Raw genomic sequence first — 15,780 nt, 5'->3', positions numbered from 1 at the left:
ACCTGACTGATTTGCCCCTCACACCACGAGGCACCTTATGATCCGCGAAGAATTCCTGCGCTTGGCCGCCGACGGCTACAACCGCATCCCGCTGGCCTGCGAAACCCTGGCCGACTTCGACACGCCGCTGTCGATCTACCTGAAACTGGCCGACCAGCCCAACTCCTACCTGCTCGAATCGGTGCAGGGCGGCGAGAAATGGGGCCGTTACTCGATCATCGGCCTGCCGTGCCGCACCGTGTTGCGGGTTCACGACCATCACGTGAGCATCACTGTTGATGGCGTCGAAACCGAAAGCCACGACGTTGAAGATCCGTTGGCCTTCGTCGAAACCTTCAAGGCGCGCTACAACGTGCCGACCATCGCCGGCCTGCCGCGTTTCAACGGTGGCCTGGTCGGTTACTTCGGTTACGACTGCGTGCGTTATGTCGAGAAGCGCCTGGGCAAATGCCCGAACCCGGATCCGCTGGGCGTGCCAGACATTTTGCTGATGGTCTCCGACGCTGTCGTGGTGTTCGACAACCTCGCCGGCAAGATGCACGCGATCGTCCTGGCCGATCCTTCGCAGACAGATGCCTACGAGCAAGGTCAGGCGCAATTGCAGGAACTGCTGGAGAAATTGCGCCAGCCGATCACTCCGCGCCGTGGCCTGGACTTCAGCAAGCAGCAAGCGGCTGATCCGGTGTTCCGTTCCAGTTTCACCCAGGACGACTACGAAAAAGCCGTTGATACCATTAAGGAGTACATCCTCGCCGGTGACTGCATGCAGGTCGTGCCGTCGCAGCGCATGTCGATCGACTTCAAGGCTGCGCCGATCGATCTGTACCGCGCCCTGCGTTGCTTCAACCCGACGCCGTACATGTACTTCTTCAACTTCGGCGACTTCCACGTCGTCGGCAGTTCGCCGGAAGTGCTGGTGCGGGTCGAAGACAACCTGATCACCGTGCGCCCGATTGCCGGCACGCGCCCGCGTGGCGCCACCGAAGAAGCCGATCTGGCGCTGGAAGAAGACCTGCTGTCGGACGACAAAGAGATTGCCGAGCACTTGATGCTGATCGATCTGGGGCGTAACGACACGGGGCGTGTTTCGGAAATCGGTTCGGTGAAGCTCACCGAGAAAATGGTCATCGAGCGTTATTCCAACGTGATGCACATTGTTTCCAATGTTACCGGGCAGTTGAAGGCCGGGCTGACGGCGATGGACGCATTGCGGGCGATTCTGCCGGCGGGCACCTTGTCCGGCGCGCCGAAAATTCGTGCGATGGAAATCATCGACGAGCTGGAACCGGTCAAACGTGGCGTGTATGGCGGTGCAGTCGGTTACTTCGCCTGGAACGGCAACATGGACACTGCGATTGCGATCCGCACCGCGGTGATCAAGAACGGCGAGTTGCACGTGCAGGCCGGTGGCGGCATCGTCGCCGACTCGGTCCCGGTGCTGGAATGGGAAGAGACCCTGAACAAACGCCGCGCGATGTTCCGCGCCGTGGCCCTGGCCGAGCAAACCCCGGACTGACCACACATCCCCCTGTAGGCGTGAGCCTTTGTGGCGAGGGGATTTATCTCCGATGGGGCGCGAAGCGGCCCTGAAAGCTGCAACACGGATTCTTCAGGTGTACCGTGCGCAATGGATTTGCGACTGCTGCGCCGCCGATCGGGGCAGTGCGACGTTTCGCTAAATCCCCTCGCCACAGGTCAATGTCGCCCATCCCGGAAAATATGATCCATAAAAAAAGCGGCGCCTGTGAGGGCGCCGCTTTTTTATGGCCTGCAGCAAACCCCTGTAGGAGCCGCCGTAGGCTGCGATCTTTTGATCTACCGCTTAAAAATCCAATACCACCCCAACATTCACGCCCTGCTGGGTAAAGTCATCATCCTTGCGCAATGTGTACCCGCCACGCAGCGCCAGATCCGCCGTGAGCTTGTGGCTGACGCCCAAACTCAAACGGTTCAAGTGGCTCTGCGGCGTATAGCCCTCAAGCTTGAAGTCATTCGCCGGCAAGGTATTAAGCGCGATGTTGACCTTCTGCACATCATCTTCGTACTCACGCTCATGCGCGTACTCACCAAACACCTGAGTTTGCGGAGTGAAGTTGTACTTGCCCTGAATGCCGACGCCCAAACGTTTCGAATCGCGAGCCTGGTCATCGAAGGTCAGTGCCGTGGCGCGGTTGCTCTTCTCCGAGTAGCCATCGACATCGACGCTGGCGTAATCGGCGCTGACGAACGGCGACAGATGCCATTCGCTGCCTGGCTGAGCGATGTCGTAACCGACACGGGTGCTGAAGGCCCACAGATGGCCGTCGGTATCACCCTTTTCCGCACCCTCGCTGGCGCCCAGGTCGAACTTGCGCTTGAGGTTGTCGTAGTCGAGTTTGCCGCCGGTCAATGCCGCGTCAGCCCACCAACGGTTTTGCTGGAATTGGGCAAACGCTGTAGCCAGATAGCTGTTGAGTTTGTAGTCCGAATCGTTATGACCGGCCTCCAGGTTCTGCCGGTAGAAGCCCGCTGCCACGCCAACGCGCCAAGCATCGTTGAGGCGATAACTGCCGCCGACATTCAGGTTGTAACCGCTGCCATCGGCGCTGGCGCCGCTGCTTTGGCTGTCGACATCCAAGTGTTGGCCGCCGGCGGAGACAATCGCCCGCCATTGGCCGACCGCTTGCCAGTTCTCCCAGTCCGCCTGCCATTGGCTGCGCAGCTCATCCTGATGCGCACGCACGGTGGCGTGGGCCATTTCCGGCAACAGTGTCAGTTCCCACGGCGCGGCGAGCAGTGAATAGGCGTAATCGGAGATGAGTTTCTGTCCGGCTTCGGTCGGGTGTACGCCGTCGTTGTAGATCAACTTGCTCGGATCCGGTGTCGCACTGTTGATGCCGTAACGGGCGTTTTCCGGGCAACTGCTGCCGCTGAAGCAGGTCGCGGTCAGGTTTTGATCGGTGGCGAGGCCGAAGCGCCCAGGGTCGGCGAACACTTCCGACAACAACACCGGAATGTTCAACGGAATGATTTCGGCGTTGATGCCTTGCAGGCGGGTCACCAGTTGACTGTTGAACTGGCTGGCGAGCTGACTGCTGAACGCCTGCAACGGGGTGCCGTTGATGGCCGGGGTAAGGCCGACGTCAGGCAACAGCCAGACCATCACGTATTTGGCGCCGGCGGTTTGCAGCGCTTGCACACTGTCGGCCAATCGGTCGGCACCGGCATTGGCTTGAGGCAGGCTGAGAATCCGCCCTTGCAGGAAGTCGTTGCCGCCGCCGGAGATGTAGTACAGCGCGTTCGGATCGGCGCGCAAACCGTTCGACGGCAAGTAGCCTGCGCGGGTGCGTTCGCCGGTCGCGGATTGAGTGGTGATCGAATCGAGAATCTGGTCGGTACGATATCCGCCCACTGCCCAGTTGTTGCCATCCGGCAGGCCCTCGTTGGCGCGTACAGCCGAACTGGAAGACGCTGTCTGGTCCGGGGTGAAACCGAGGCGGCCACCGAGCAGTTGGGTGGCATTCAGCGAGCGCTGTTCACCGCTGCCGTCCAGATAAACCGGGCCGGTACGGTTGGTGTAGCGCTGAGTGGCACCGGCCGGGCCGCCGGTGTCGGTGAAGGTCCCGGCATCGTTGAGGCTGTCGCCGAAGACAATGAAATTCGAGTAGGGATTTGGCGCTGCATTCGCCTGGGCGCAGGCCAGTGCGAGCAAGCATCCGGCCAGCGGTACAAACAACGTCTGTTTGATCATGAGCAAGTCCGTTTATTTATTGTTGTAGGTGAACGAAACGACAGTACCAAAAACTTCCGGCCTTTTGCCATCGGTCGCGAATCCTCCCCCGGTTTTATCTCCCGCAGGCCCGGCCATATTGCACGCTCCGCCCAGCTAAGTTACTGTGCCGGAACGTATGAACGAGACCTTCCCCGTGTTGATCACCAGCAAACTTCTGGATCAAGTCATCAAGGCACACGCCCGCTGGCGTTGGCGCGCCTGAATCTTTTCTGCCGGCTCCGCCGGATCTGTATCGCTTTGCCTTCCTTGCCCGTTTGAAATACCGCTTTGCCGACGCCACTGGCGCGTCCGACATCGTGCAGCGCCCTGCGGGCAAGTCATCTGAAGGCTGTCTTCAAGTCAGAATTCAAGAGGTTCGAAACGCCATGTTGCTGATGATCGACAACTACGACTCCTTTACTTACAACGTTGTGCAATACCTCGGCGAGCTGGGTGCCGAAGTCAAAGTCGTGCGCAACGACGAACTGACCATCGCCGAAATCGAAGCACTCAACCCCGAGCGTATCGTGGTGTCCCCCGGTCCTTGCACGCCGAGCGAAGCCGGCATCTCCATCGAAGCCATCAAGCACTTTGCCGGCAAACTGCCGATCCTCGGTGTCTGCCTCGGCCACCAGTCCATCGGCCAGGCCTTCGGTGGCGACGTAGTACGTGCCCGCCAAGTCATGCACGGTAAGACTAGCCCGGTATTCCACGAGGACAAGGGCGTTTTCCAAGGCCTGAATCATCCGCTGACCGTTACCCGCTATCACTCGCTGATCGTCAAGCACGAGACGTTGCCCGATTGCCTGGAGCTGACCGCGTGGACGCAACACGATGACGGCAGCGTCGACGAAATCATGGGCCTGCGTCACAAGACCCTGAACATTGAGGGCGTACAGTTCCACCCCGAGTCGATCCTGACCGAACAGGGCCATGAACTGTTTGCCAACTTCCTCAAACAAACCGGCGGCACGCGCTAAGGACTTCCCATGAATATCAAGACAGCCCTGAGCCGTGTCGTCGATCACCTCGACCTCAGCACCGATGAAATGCGCGACGTGATGCGCGAAATCATGACTGGCCAATGCACCGACGCGCAGATCGGCGCGTTCATGATGGCCATGCGCATGAAGAGCGAGAGCATCGACGAAATCGTCGGCGCCGTGTCGGTCATGCGCGAGCTGGCCGATCAGGTTGAACTGAAAACCCTCGACGGCGTGGTCGATGTGGTGGGTACCGGCGGTGACGGTGCCAACATCTTCAACGTGTCGACCGCTTCTTCCTTTGTTGTCGCCGCTGCCGGTTGCACCGTGGCCAAACACGGCAACCGCGCGGTCTCGGGCAAAAGCGGCAGTGCCGATCTGCTGGAGGCGGCCGGCATTTATCTGAACCTGACGCCGGTTCAAGTCGCCCGTTGCATCGACAACGTCGGCATCGGTTTCATGTTTGCCCAGACGCACCACAAAGCCATGAAGTACGCCGCCGGCCCGCGCCGCGATCTCGGTCTGCGTACGCTGTTCAACATGCTCGGCCCGCTTACGAATCCGGCCGGTGTGAAACATCAGGTGGTGGGCGTTTTCACTCAAGCCTTGTGCCGGCCGCTGGCCGAAGTCTTGCAGCGTCTGGGCAGCAAACACGTACTGGTGGTGCATTCGAAAGATGGCCTGGACGAATTCAGCCTCGCTGCGCCGACTTTTGTCGCCGAGCTGAAAAACAACGAAATCACTGAATATTGGGTCGAACCCGAAGACTTGGGCATGAAGAGCCAGAGCCTGCACGGTCTGTCGGTCGAAGGCCCGGAAGCGTCGCTGGCGCTGATTCGCGACGCGTTGGGCAAGCGCAAAACCGAAAACGGCCAGAAAGCCGCCGAAATGATTGTGCTCAATGCCGGTGCGGCGCTGTATGCCGCTGACCTGGCCAGCAGTTTGAAACAGGGCGTGGAGCTTGCGCACGACGCTCTGCACACTGGGCTCGCTCGGGAAAAACTCGAGGAGCTGGGTGCCTTTACCGCGGTATTCAAAGTGGAGAATGAGGGATGAGTGTACCGACGGTTCTGGAAAACATTCTGGCGCGCAAAGTTCAGGAAGTTGCCGAGCGTAGCGCTCGCGTCAGCCTGAGCGAGCTGGAAAGTCTGGCCAAGGCGGCCGATGCACCCCGTGGTTTTGCCCAGGCATTACTGGCGCAAGCCAAGAAGAAGCAGCCTGCGGTGATTGCCGAAATCAAAAAGGCCTCGCCGAGCAAAGGCGTGATCCGCGAGAACTTCGTGCCGGCCGACATCGCCAAAAGCTACGAGAAGGGCGGGGCGACCTGCCTGTCGGTGCTGACCGACATCGATTACTTCCAGGGCGCCGACATCTACCTGCAACAGGCGCGTGCGGCGTGCAAGTTGCCGGTGATCCGCAAGGACTTCATGATCGACCCGTACCAGATCGTCGAAGCCCGTGCGCTCGGCGCCGACTGCGTGCTGTTGATCGTCTCCGCACTGGATGACGTGAAAATGGCCGAGCTGGCATCCGTCGCCAAAGGCGTCGGTCTCGACGTGCTGGTGGAAGTGCATGACGGCGATGAGCTGGAGCGCGCGTTGAAAACCCTCGACACGCCGTTGGTTGGGATCAACAACCGCAACCTGCACACCTTCGACGTCAGCCTTGAAACCACCCTCGACCTGTTGCCGCGTATTCCGCGTGATCGCCTGGTCATTACCGAGAGCGGCATTCTCAACCGCGCCGATGTCGAGCTAATGGAAATCAGCGACGTTTACGCGTTTTTGGTCGGCGAGGCGTTCATGCGCGCGGAAAACCCGGGCACCGAACTGCAGCGGTTGTTCTTCCCGGAGCGCGGTGGTCCGGTAGTCAGCGGTTCGACCCTCGACTGATCAAGTCTTCTCAGGCGCCCGCGTCCCCTGTGGGAGCGGGCTTGCCCGCGAAGGCGGCATAAGACTCACCTCAGACTCATCGTCCTACGGAACCCTTATGATCCCCACCCCCCTGACCATCGAAGCCGGCCTGCAAGCCGAACAGGATTTACTGGCCTCGATCTGCGCCGGCGACGCCGAGTTCGGCCTGCTGTTCTGGCAACCCAGCGACCGCGCCCTGGTCATGCCGCGCCGCCTCAATCGCCTGCCCGGATTCGAACACGCCTGCGAAGTCTCCGCTGCTGCCGGTTGGCCGGTGCTGTTGCGTGAAACCGGCGGTGAACCGGTCCCGCAATCGGCCGCAACCATCAACATCGCCTTGGTCTACGCCCCGCCACGCAGCGAAGGCGATCTGAACCGGATCGAAACCGGCTATCGACGTCTATGCGATCCGATCTGTCAGTTACTCGATGAGTTGGGTGGCGTTTCGTCGTTGGGTGAAATCGACGGTGCGTTCTGCGACGGTCGTTTCAACGTCAATCTCGACGGACGCAAGATGGTCGGCACCGCGCAGCGCTGGCGCCAGAGTCAGGGCGGACAACGTCCGGTTGGCTTGGTCCACGGTGCAATGCTGATGGATAACGAGCGTGAATCGATGGTGGCGGCGGTCAATCGCTTCAATGAAGCTTGCGGCCTGGAGCAGCGGGTGCGGGCGCAAAGCCACATTGCCCTGCACGAAAAATTCAACGCGCCACAGGCGTTGGCGCGTCTTGATGAGCTGTTTCGTCTGATGCTGGCGCAGATGTACAGCGCCTGATTTACCGGCTTACCGCGTACCGAAGACCACCATGGTCTTGCCTTTCACGTCGACCAGGTTGCGTTCCTCAAGATCCTTGAGCACGCGACCGACCATCTCCCGTGAACAGCCGACAATCCGCCCGATCTCCTGACGCGTCACCTTGATCTGCATGCCGTCCGGGTGGGTCATGGCGTCCGGCTGCTTACATAACTCCAGCAGGCAACGGGCGACACGACCAGTGACGTCGAAGAATGCCAGATCGCCGACCTTGCGCGTGGTGTTGCGCAGGCGTTGCGCGATTTGTCCGCTCAGCACGTAAAGAATGTCTGGATCCTGCTGGGACAATTCGCGGAACTTGGCGTAGCTGATTTCGGCGATTTCGCATTCGACCTTGGCTCGCACCCAGGCACTGCGTTCTTGCTCCTGGCCCGCCTGTTCGAACAGGCCCAGTTCACCGAAGAAATCTCCGGCGTTGAGGTAAGCGATGATCATCTCGCGGCCATCGTCATCCTCGATCAGGATCGTCACCGAGCCCTTGATGATGAAGTACAGCGTATCGGAACGGTCGCCAGCACAAATAATGTTGCTCTTGGCCGCATGGCGACGACGCTGGCAATGCATCAGCAGCTTGTCGAGGTTCTTGATTTTGGGTGTTGGGGTAATAGCAACCATGGTTGTATCCCGAAAAGACTGCACGGTGATGTTTGATTTTTTTATGAGGCGCTGAAGGCGGTCGCTACACAGCTGGCATGGGCGCCAGCGAATTGGCGCCAGCTTACCAGACACTTCGTCGAAAATTCGAGAAATTACCTACGTCCTAGAGGCATCCGTCCTAGGATCGCCGCTGGCTGTCAGACCGGGGCGCTGTGCTAAGCTGGCGACCCTTTTTTCTACAGTGGAGTCTTGGCGATGAAGGCACGCATCCAATGGGCTGGCGAAGCCATGTTCCTCGGCGAGTCCGGCAGCGGTCATGTCGTGGTCATGGATGGTCCGCCGGACGCCGGTGGTCGTAATCTGGGTGTTCGCCCGATGGAGATGCTGCTGCTGGGCGTCGGCGGCTGCAGTAACTTCGACGTGGTCAGCATTCTGAAGAAGTCCCGTCAGGCTGTTGAGAGCTGCGAAGCCTTCCTTGAAGCCGAGCGCGCAACCGAAGATCCGAAGGTGTTCACCAAGATTCACATGCACTTCGTGGTCAAGGGCCGTGGCCTGAAAGAAGCTCAGGTCAAACGCGCCATCGAGCTATCCGCCGAAAAGTATTGCTCGGCCTCGATCATGCTTGGCGCCGCAGGTGTGGCAATTACCCACGACTACGAAATCATCGAACTCGGTTGAGCCGACATTCAACTATCATAAAAGCAGTGCAGACTCTGGCGATCCCCCGCTGACGTCTGCATAATGCGCCACTTTTTTCAGGGCAGTGATCGGTCAACCGACGGGTCATCCGCCTGAACAGATAACCAAAATCGCCATCGCGAAGAGGTGTTAACCGTCCTACGCAGGTGCGTTGTTCGCACTTGACGGGCATGCTTGATCACGCGGCCGTGCCGCATACATAGAGAGTTTTTAACGGTGAAAAGCAAACTCAAGCTCCACGGGTTCAATAACCTGACAAAGACCTTGAGCTTCAACATCTATGACATCTGCTACGCGGAGACCCCGCAAGACCAGCAGGCTTACGTCGAGTACATCAATCAAGAGTACAACGCCGAACGCCTGACGCAGATCCTCACGGAAGTTGTCGAAATCATTGGTGCCAACATTCTGAACATTGCGAGTCAGAACTATGAGCCTCAGGGTGCCAGCGTCACGATTCTGATCTCGGAAGAGCCGGTAACCCCGACCGAAAGCCAGATCGAAGAATCGCCGGGTCCTTTGCCCGAAATTATCCTGGCCCACCTCGACAAGAGCCACATCACGGTGCATACCTACCCGGAGATCCATCCGGACGCCGGTATCGCGACTTTCCGTGTGGATATCGATGTGTCGACCTGTGGTGTCATTTCACCGCTTAAAGCGCTCAATTTCCTCATTCACCAGTTCGATTCGGACATCGTGACTGTGGATTACCGTGTGCGCGGCTTCACCCGTGACGTTGAGGGTAACAAGCACTTCATCGACCACGAGATCAATTCGATTCAGAACTACCTGTCCGAAGACACTCGCGACGCGTATCAGATGACCGACGTGAACGTGTACCAGGAAAACCTGTTCCACACCAAAATGCTGCTGAAAAACTTCGAACTGGACAACTACCTGTTCGGCGACGCCACAAGCAACCTGTCCTCTGAGCAGCGTGCCCAGGTGACCGAACGTGTGAAACACGAAATGCTCGAGATTTTCTACGCGCGCAACATGCCAGCGTAAGAGTTTCAGGCACAAAAAAAGGCGACTGTCTCAGGACCGTCGCCTTTTTTATTGCTCAAACAAAGAGCCCTGTAGGAGTGAGCCTGCTCGCGATGAGGCCCTCAGCACCCAAACAGATCTCAGATCCGATAAGTGCTTTTGGTCATCACCTTGGCCAACAAGCTCATCCCGAACTTCACCGGCGCCGGAAACCGGAAACCACCCGCCTCCAATGCACTCTCTGCGTGATGTTCTTCATCGATGCGCATCTGCTCAAGAATCGCCCGGGACTTCTCATCCTCGGCCGGCAACTGCTCCAGATGCTCATTCAAATGCTTGCACACCTGATGCTCGGTCGCCGCAACAAACCCGAGGCTGACCTTGTCGCTGATCAGCCCGGCAACCGCGCCAATACCGAATGACATGCCGTAGAACAGCGGATTTAGCACACTGGTATGGCTGCCCAACTGGTGAATGCGCTGTTCGCACCAGACCAGATGATCAATCTCTTCTTCGGCCGCGTGCTCCATGGCTTCGCGTACCTGCGGCAGCTTGGCGGTCAGTGCCTGCCCCTGATACAGCGCCTGGGCACAGACTTCGCCGGTATGGTTGATGCGCATGAGGCCGGCAACATGGCGAGTGTCTTCGTCGCTCATTTGCGTTTCCGGCTGCAGAATCGCCGGCGAAGGACGGTACGGCTGACCGCTGAAGGGCAACAAGGTACGCATCGCGGCATCGGCTTGCAGCAGAAGACGGTCAATTGGCGAATAGTGACGTTGGGTAGTCATGCTGACCTCCGGGAAGAATCTCGGCGGCCAGTTTAACCGAATCGGCCGGAGAAGGTTTGCGCTGGGTCATTTGATGCGCGGTCAAGCTTTCGTGGGAGCGAGCCTGCTCGCGAAGGCATATTGTCAGGCGCTGATGAATTGAATGTGCCGACGTCTTCGCGAGCAGGCTCGCTCCCACAGTGTGCGTGTGACGTTTAGCCCGGCGGCCAGTTCATCTGGCGTTGACCGAGTACATGCATATGAATGTGGTAGACGGTCTGCCCACCTTTTTCATTGCAGTTCATCACCACCCGGAAGCCTTCTTCACAGCCCAGCTCCAGCGCCAGACGTTGCGCTGTGAACAGGATGTGCCCGGCCAGTGCCTTGTCGTCTTCGGTGAGGTCGTTGAGGGTGCGCACCGGTTTCTTCGGGATCACCAGAAAATGCACCGGTGCCTGTGGAGCGATGTCATGGAACGCCAGAACCTGGTCGTCCTCGTAAATGATCTTGGCCGGGATCTCCCGGTTGATGATCTTGGTGAACAGAGTATCCACTGCTGTTTTCTCCGTTGTGTGGGCGAGTCTGAGTCTACTCATGGGGAATGAACCCGCCCAGTTGTTTTGCCGTAGGACGGTTCAGCGCGGGCAGTAGGCCTTGTTGACCATGCCAACGATGGTGCGATTGAGCCAGCGCGAACCCAGTCGCGGTAGAAAGGCGAACCAGCGATTGCGTCGTCCCGGAATGATGATCGCGCGGTTCTTCTCCAGTGCTCGCACGGTGTAAAGCGCGACTTCTTCCGGGCTCATCAGCAATTTGCTGTCTTTGAGTTTGTCGCTGTTCAGTTGTGCGGTACGAAAGAAAGCCGTGCGGGTAGGGCCGGGGCAGAGCACCGATACCTTTACCGCGCTTTGTTTGAGCTCGACCCGCAGTGCTTCGGAGAAGTGCAGCACGTAGGCTTTGCTGGCGTAATAGGTGCTCATCCACGGGCCAGGATTGAACGCCGCTACCGAGGCGACGTTGAGAATCTGGCCGCCACCCTGCAGCGCCATGCTGTTGCCGATGGCATGGCACAGGCGGGTGAGGGCGAGGATGTTCACTTCAATCAGGTCCTGCTCGGTCATCCAGTCCTGAGCGAGAAACGGGCCGCAGGTGCCAATGCCGGCGCAGTTCACCAACAGATCGATCTGCCGGTCGCCTTCTTCCAGCTCCAGCAGGAAACCGGACAGGCGCAACGGCTCGCCCAGGTCGCAGGCACGAAACAACACCTCAACGCCGAAGCGTTGGGTCAGTTCGATTGCAATACTTTCCAGCTGATCACGCTGTCTTGCCACCAGAATCAAGCTGCGGCCGCGCCGAGCCAGGGCTTCGGCCATGGCCAGGCCAATGCCGCTGGAGGCGCCAGTGATCAGAGCGTAACGGGTCATGCAATTCTCCATCGCAACAGCTCCGCGCCAGCGACGCGGGTGTCACGGCGGGGAGCGCTGTTCATTCTTTCGCAGAGTCTACAGGGGCCTGCGCCGCTTCGGCTGCATCGTCAGCGGAATTCGCTGCCGGTTCGACCTCTACGTCGATTTCATCGGTGGTCACCGAGCCGCTGTCGTAGCTGCTTTCGAGGCTGGTTTCGTACTCCTGCTGAATGGCCGAGATCCCTCCGAGCATTCCACCCACAAAAAACAGCCCGATAAACACGATCCACAGTGCGCTCAGCACTTTGACCGCCGTGCTGTTGGGCGGCGGTGGTGGGCCGTAACGATTGGCGCCGGTATTGCCTGGTACGACCATGATCACAAAAGGAAAAATACTGCCGACCAGCGGGACGAGGTTGAGCAACCACAGCCAGCCGGACCAGCCGATATCGTGCAGGCGCTGAACAGTGAACAGAATACTGATGATGACCAGCGCCAAGCCTAAAAAGACCGCGACGATGCCGCCGATGATCAGGCCACCGGTGGAGTCGGAACTTACAAGTCCCACGGCGATCAGCGCGAATATGCTGAGAATCGGCAGGCTCACCAGCGTTACGACCATGGTCCAGGCCAGAAAGCGCAGGCGCCCGATCCGGCCTTCGACGCTGAACGGCTTGAGCATGGCGAATGCCGGAAGGTTTTCACCGACGTTGGCCTGGGGAGGTGCATAAGGCGAGCTAGGCTCTGCATAGGCAGGAGCAGGGGAGTGCTCGTGGACGTCCGAGAGATTCAGCTCGATGGCAGTTTCAGTTTCGACGCGTGCATCGATCCCGGTTTTGCTCAGCGCTTGCAGATAGGCTTGCGCGTCGCTATGGGACAGATCGCGTTTGAGTGCCACTGTGCGGCCGTTGAACAGGCGCTCAATGGCGGCCACGTCGCTTTTGAACAGGTCTGCCAGATTGAGCTTGGCAGTGGTGATGTCGACGCCGGGCTGTAGAGCACCGTCGAAAACGATCTTGTAACGGGGGTCACTCATGGCCGAGGCATCCTTGTCGCGATTAGATTCAAAGGTCGTCAGTGTAAGGCCAGTCTGCTCGCGACTGGCCTGATTTTTTAGCGCGGCCAGCGCTTCGGCAACTGTGCTGCACGTTCCTGGGCCTGACGATATTCCGCGTCGAGGCGCGTGATCAACTGATCGACGCTTGGCAGATCATCGATCTGCCCCACACCCTGGCCGGCTGACCACACGGTCTTCCAGGCCTTGGCTTCGTCGCTGATCGGTTTGAGCTTGTCGCCGAAATTCACTTCACCTTTGCCTTGCAGTGCGGCCAAGTCAAAACCGGCCGCCTCCAGGCTTTGGCGCATGAAACTGGCCGGTACTCCCGACACCGCTGGAGTATGGATGATGTCTGCTGCTTTGGCTGTCAGCAGCATCTCCTTGTAGGCGTCAGGCGCATGACTTTCGGTGGTGCCGATAAAGCGCGTGCCGAAGTAGGCCAAATCCGCACCAAGCATCTGCGCAGCCAGAATCTCATGACCATGGTTCAGACATCCTGCAAGCAGCAACGTCTTGTCGAAGAACTCGCGGATCTCGGCGATCAGCGCAAACGGGCTCCAGGTGCCAGCATGACCCCCGGCGCCGGCCGCAACCGCGATCAAACCGTCGACACCGGCCTCGGCAGCCTTCTCGGCATGCCGGCGCGTGGTGACGTCGTGAAAGACCAGTCCACCATAGCTGTGCACCGCATCCACCAGTTCCTTGACGGCGCCAAGGCTGGTGATGACGATCGGCACTTTATGCTCGACGCAGATGTTCAAATCCGCCTGCAAGCGCGGGTTGCTGTTGTGAACAATCAGGTTCACTGCGTATGGCGCCGGGTTGTCCAGTGTCGCTAGGCCCGCCTCGATCTGCTCCAGCCAGGCTTTGAACCCGCTGCTTTCGCGTTGATTCAGTGCCGGAAAGCTGCCGACCACGCCGTTTCGGCAACAGGCCAGCACCAGTTCCGGGTTGGAAATCAGGAACATCGGCGCCGCCACTACCGGCAAACGCAGACGTTGTTCGAGCAAAGCGGGCAACGACATTATGAACACCCCAAAGAGTTGTACTTGTTGAAGTTAGAACGGCTTGACCACGACCAGAATTACGATAGCCAGCAATATCAGAACCGGGACTTCATTGAACCAGCGATAAAAGACATGGCTGCGGGTGTTCTCGCCACGGGCAAAACGTTTTACCTGCGCGCCGCACATGTGGTGGTAACCGATCAGCAGGACCACAAGGGTCAGCTTGGCGTGGATCCAGCCGCCCATGCTGAAGATGTTCGGATTGAGATAGATCAGCCAGCCGCCGAAGATCAACGTGGCGATCATCGCCGGCCCCATGATGCCGCGATACAACTTGCGCTCCATGACGCTGAAGCGTTCTTTGCTGATCGTGTCTTCACTTTGCGCGTGATAAACGAACAGTCTCGGCAGATAGAACAGGCCGGCAAACCAGCACACGATGCTGACGATATGAAACGCTTTGATCCATAGATAGAGCATTTTTAGTTATTCCCAGGTTCACGGTAGCCCGGATAGTAGAGGCTTGAGCGTCCGCACGTCACCTTGACGGTTGTCGCAGGCGCGCGCGGCCCCTATTATCGACGGCTTTCCAGTGGGTTCGTTGAGGGCAGGTTTATGGTCAAGGTCGGTATCGTCGGCGGCACGGGTTACACCGGTGTCGAACTGCTGCGTCTGTTGGCACAGCATCCGCAGGCAGAAGTGGTCGTGATCACTTCCCGATCCGAGGCCGGTCTGGCCGTGGCTGACATGTACCCGAACCTGCGCGGCCACTACGACGGCCTGGCATTCAGCGTGCCGGACATCAAAACTCTGGGCGCTTGCGACGTGGTGTTCTTCGCCACGCCGCATGGTGTTGCTCACGCACTGGCGGGTGAACTGCTGGCAGCGGGCACCAAGGTCATTGACCTGTCGGCCGACTTCCGTCTGCAGGATGCAGAAGAGTGGGCCAAGTGGTACGGTCAGCCGCACGGCGCGCCGGAGCTGCTGGACGAGGCGGTTTACGGTCTGCCTGAAGTCAATCGCGAGCAGATAAAAAAAGCGCGCCTGATTGCTGTTCCGGGCTGCTATCCGACTGCTACTCAGCTGGGTTTCCTGCCGTTGCTTGAGGCGGGTCTGGCCGATGCCTCGCGTCTGATCGCCGACTGCAAATCCGGTGTCAGCGGTGCCGGTCGCGGTGCGGCTGTAGGTTCGCTGTACTCCGAGACGTCGGAAAGCATGAAGGCTTACGCGGTAAAGGGTCACCGTCACCTGCCGGAAATTCGTCAGGGCCTGCGTCGTGCAGCAGGCAAGGACGTTGGTCTGACCTTCGTTCCGCACCTGACGCCAATGATTCGTGGTATCCACTCGACGCTTTACGCGACGGTGGTCGATCGTTCGGTGGATTTGCAGGCATTGTTCGAAAAGCGCTATGCCAATGAACCGTTCGTCGACGTGATGCCGGCTGGCAGCCATCCGGAAACCCGCAGCGTGCGTGGTGCCAACGTTTGCCGTATCGCGGTGCATCGTCCGCAGGATGGTGATCTGGTGGTGGTGTTGTCGGTGATCGATAACCTTGTCAAGGGCGCGTCGGGTCAGGCTGTGCAGAACATGAACATTCTGTTTGGCCTGGATGAGCGCTTCGGCCTGTCCCATGCCGGTATGCTGCCGTAACACTTTATCGCGCACAGCAAAAAGGCCCGTTAAGCGGGCCTTTTTGCATTCTGAACCGGTGATCGGCTTTATTGATATACCGTAACAATAGTTGACCGATTTTCTAGGACAAGCGGATAATGCGCGTCATCACGCATTATGGCGGC

The 15,780-nt window shown here is 58.9% G+C and carries 16 protein-coding genes; 8 read left to right on the top strand and 8 right to left on the bottom strand.

Annotation, left to right across the window (positions count from 1 at the left end; all coding sequences use genetic code 11):
• The first annotated feature begins 37 nt into the window (after nucleotides 1-37).
• Nucleotides 38-1,516: an anthranilate synthase component I gene (trpE, locus tag ACVVH8_RS26975; protein ID WP_475227206.1), complete on the top strand. Its 1,479-nt coding sequence runs from the start codon at nucleotides 38-40 to the stop codon at nucleotides 1,514-1,516.
• Between the two features lie 306 nt (nucleotides 1,517-1,822).
• Here trpE and estP read toward each other — a convergent pair whose 3' ends face one another.
• Nucleotides 1,823-3,730 (bottom strand): esterase EstP, encoded by a 1,908-nt coding sequence (gene estP / locus ACVVH8_RS26970; RefSeq protein WP_401302911.1) that lies wholly within the window; start codon nucleotides 3,728-3,730, stop codon nucleotides 1,823-1,825.
• A gap of 407 nt (nucleotides 3,731-4,137) precedes the next feature.
• Here estP and ACVVH8_RS26965 point away from each other — a divergent pair, with 407 nt between their 5' ends.
• The 4 genes from ACVVH8_RS26965 (at nucleotide 4,138) to ACVVH8_RS26950 (ending at nucleotide 7,422) form a co-directional block, all read left to right on the top strand.
• Nucleotides 4,138-4,731 (top strand): aminodeoxychorismate/anthranilate synthase component II, encoded by a 594-nt coding sequence (locus ACVVH8_RS26965; RefSeq protein ID WP_213026735.1) that lies wholly within the window; start codon nucleotides 4,138-4,140, stop codon nucleotides 4,729-4,731.
• Between the two features lie 9 nt (nucleotides 4,732-4,740).
• Nucleotides 4,741-5,790, top strand: a complete 1,050-nt coding sequence (gene trpD / locus ACVVH8_RS26960; protein WP_475227204.1) for an anthranilate phosphoribosyltransferase — start codon at nucleotides 4,741-4,743, stop codon at nucleotides 5,788-5,790.
• Entirely contained in the window at nucleotides 5,787-6,626 is an 840-nt protein-coding gene (trpC, locus tag ACVVH8_RS26955) for an indole-3-glycerol phosphate synthase TrpC (protein ID WP_103304390.1), read from the top strand. Before trpD ends, trpC begins: the two co-directional genes overlap by 4 nt.
• 97 nt (nucleotides 6,627-6,723) lie before the next feature.
• Entirely contained in the window at nucleotides 6,724-7,422 is a 699-nt protein-coding gene (locus ACVVH8_RS26950; RefSeq protein WP_475227201.1) for a lipoate--protein ligase family protein, read from the top strand.
• A gap of 9 nt (nucleotides 7,423-7,431) precedes the next feature.
• On the opposite strand, the gene crp is transcribed toward ACVVH8_RS26950, so the two are convergent.
• Complete coding sequence (crp, locus tag ACVVH8_RS26945; RefSeq protein WP_103304388.1) at nucleotides 7,432-8,076, bottom strand: cAMP-activated global transcriptional regulator CRP; 645 nt, start codon at nucleotides 8,074-8,076, stop codon at nucleotides 7,432-7,434.
• Nucleotides 8,077-8,313: 237 nt separating this feature from the next.
• On the opposite strand from crp, the gene ACVVH8_RS26940 reads away from it, so the two are divergent.
• On the top strand, nucleotides 8,314-8,736 hold the full coding sequence (locus ACVVH8_RS26940) for an OsmC family protein (protein ID WP_007941657.1): 423 nt from the start codon (nucleotides 8,314-8,316) through the stop codon (nucleotides 8,734-8,736).
• Nucleotides 8,737-8,973: 237 nt separating this feature from the next.
• Nucleotides 8,974-9,768 carry an adenosylmethionine decarboxylase gene (speD, locus tag ACVVH8_RS26935; protein WP_475227199.1) on the top strand — a complete coding sequence of 265 codons (795 nt, stop codon included), beginning with the start codon at nucleotides 8,974-8,976 and terminating at the stop codon, nucleotides 9,766-9,768.
• Between the two features lie 119 nt (nucleotides 9,769-9,887).
• Here the strand turns inward: speD and coq7 are convergent, their stop codons facing one another.
• The 6 genes from coq7 to hemJ form a co-directional block, all read right to left on the bottom strand.
• Complete coding sequence (gene coq7 / locus ACVVH8_RS26930; protein WP_103304494.1) at nucleotides 9,888-10,535, bottom strand: 2-polyprenyl-3-methyl-6-methoxy-1,4-benzoquinone monooxygenase; 648 nt, start codon at nucleotides 10,533-10,535, stop codon at nucleotides 9,888-9,890.
• A gap of 194 nt (nucleotides 10,536-10,729) precedes the next feature.
• Complete coding sequence (locus ACVVH8_RS26925; RefSeq protein WP_003228789.1) at nucleotides 10,730-11,068, bottom strand: histidine triad nucleotide-binding protein; 339 nt, start codon at nucleotides 11,066-11,068, stop codon at nucleotides 10,730-10,732.
• An 81-nt stretch (nucleotides 11,069-11,149) separates the two neighbouring features.
• Nucleotides 11,150-11,938, bottom strand: coding sequence for an SDR family NAD(P)-dependent oxidoreductase (locus ACVVH8_RS26920; protein ID WP_025113537.1), 789 nt, complete (start codon nucleotides 11,936-11,938; stop codon nucleotides 11,150-11,152).
• Nucleotides 11,939-11,999: 61 nt separating this feature from the next.
• Entirely contained in the window at nucleotides 12,000-12,956 is a 957-nt protein-coding gene (locus tag ACVVH8_RS26915) for a DUF805 domain-containing protein (RefSeq protein ID WP_401304221.1), read from the bottom strand.
• Between the two features lie 77 nt (nucleotides 12,957-13,033).
• A complete protein-coding gene (locus ACVVH8_RS26910; protein WP_213026731.1) occupies nucleotides 13,034-14,002 on the bottom strand; it encodes an NAD(P)H-dependent flavin oxidoreductase in 969 nt (322 codons plus the stop codon).
• A gap of 33 nt (nucleotides 14,003-14,035) precedes the next feature.
• Entirely contained in the window at nucleotides 14,036-14,464 is a 429-nt protein-coding gene (hemJ, locus tag ACVVH8_RS26905) for a protoporphyrinogen oxidase HemJ (protein ID WP_103304384.1), read from the bottom strand.
• A 135-nt stretch (nucleotides 14,465-14,599) separates the two neighbouring features.
• Here hemJ and argC point away from each other — a divergent pair, with 135 nt between their 5' ends.
• Entirely contained in the window at nucleotides 14,600-15,634 is a 1,035-nt protein-coding gene (argC, locus tag ACVVH8_RS26900) for an N-acetyl-gamma-glutamyl-phosphate reductase (protein ID WP_016983465.1), read from the top strand.
• Nucleotides 15,635-15,780 lie beyond the last annotated feature (146 nt).

This window comes from Pseudomonas trutticola BRTCR10 (assembly GCF_056155105.1).
The sequence above is the reverse complement of the archived record's forward strand: the minus strand, read 5'-3'. Positions and strand labels throughout refer to the sequence as shown.

Coding starts and splice junctions, on each gene's coding strand:
- trpE (WP_475227206.1), top strand. CDS start 38: ATGATCCGCGAAGAATTCCTGCGCTTGGCCGCCGACGGCTACAACCGC.
- estP (WP_401302911.1), bottom strand. CDS start 3,730: ATGATCAAACAGACGTTGTTTGTACCGCTGGCCGGATGCTTGCTCGCA.
- ACVVH8_RS26965 (WP_213026735.1), top strand. CDS start 4,138: ATGTTGCTGATGATCGACAACTACGACTCCTTTACTTACAACGTTGTG.
- trpD (WP_475227204.1), top strand. CDS start 4,741: ATGAATATCAAGACAGCCCTGAGCCGTGTCGTCGATCACCTCGACCTC.
- trpC (WP_103304390.1), top strand. CDS start 5,787: ATGAGTGTACCGACGGTTCTGGAAAACATTCTGGCGCGCAAAGTTCAG.
- ACVVH8_RS26950 (WP_475227201.1), top strand. CDS start 6,724: ATGATCCCCACCCCCCTGACCATCGAAGCCGGCCTGCAAGCCGAACAG.
- crp (WP_103304388.1), bottom strand. CDS start 8,076: ATGGTTGCTATTACCCCAACACCCAAAATCAAGAACCTCGACAAGCTG.
- ACVVH8_RS26940 (WP_007941657.1), top strand. CDS start 8,314: ATGAAGGCACGCATCCAATGGGCTGGCGAAGCCATGTTCCTCGGCGAG.
- coq7 (WP_103304494.1), bottom strand. CDS start 10,535: ATGACTACCCAACGTCACTATTCGCCAATTGACCGTCTTCTGCTGCAA.
- ACVVH8_RS26920 (WP_025113537.1), bottom strand. CDS start 11,938: ATGACCCGTTACGCTCTGATCACTGGCGCCTCCAGCGGCATTGGCCTG.
- ACVVH8_RS26915 (WP_401304221.1), bottom strand. CDS start 12,956: ATGAGTGACCCCCGTTACAAGATCGTTTTCGACGGTGCTCTACAGCCC.
- ACVVH8_RS26910 (WP_213026731.1), bottom strand. CDS start 14,002: ATGTCGTTGCCCGCTTTGCTCGAACAACGTCTGCGTTTGCCGGTAGTG.
- hemJ (WP_103304384.1), bottom strand. CDS start 14,464: ATGCTCTATCTATGGATCAAAGCGTTTCATATCGTCAGCATCGTGTGC.
- argC (WP_016983465.1), top strand. CDS start 14,600: ATGGTCAAGGTCGGTATCGTCGGCGGCACGGGTTACACCGGTGTCGAA.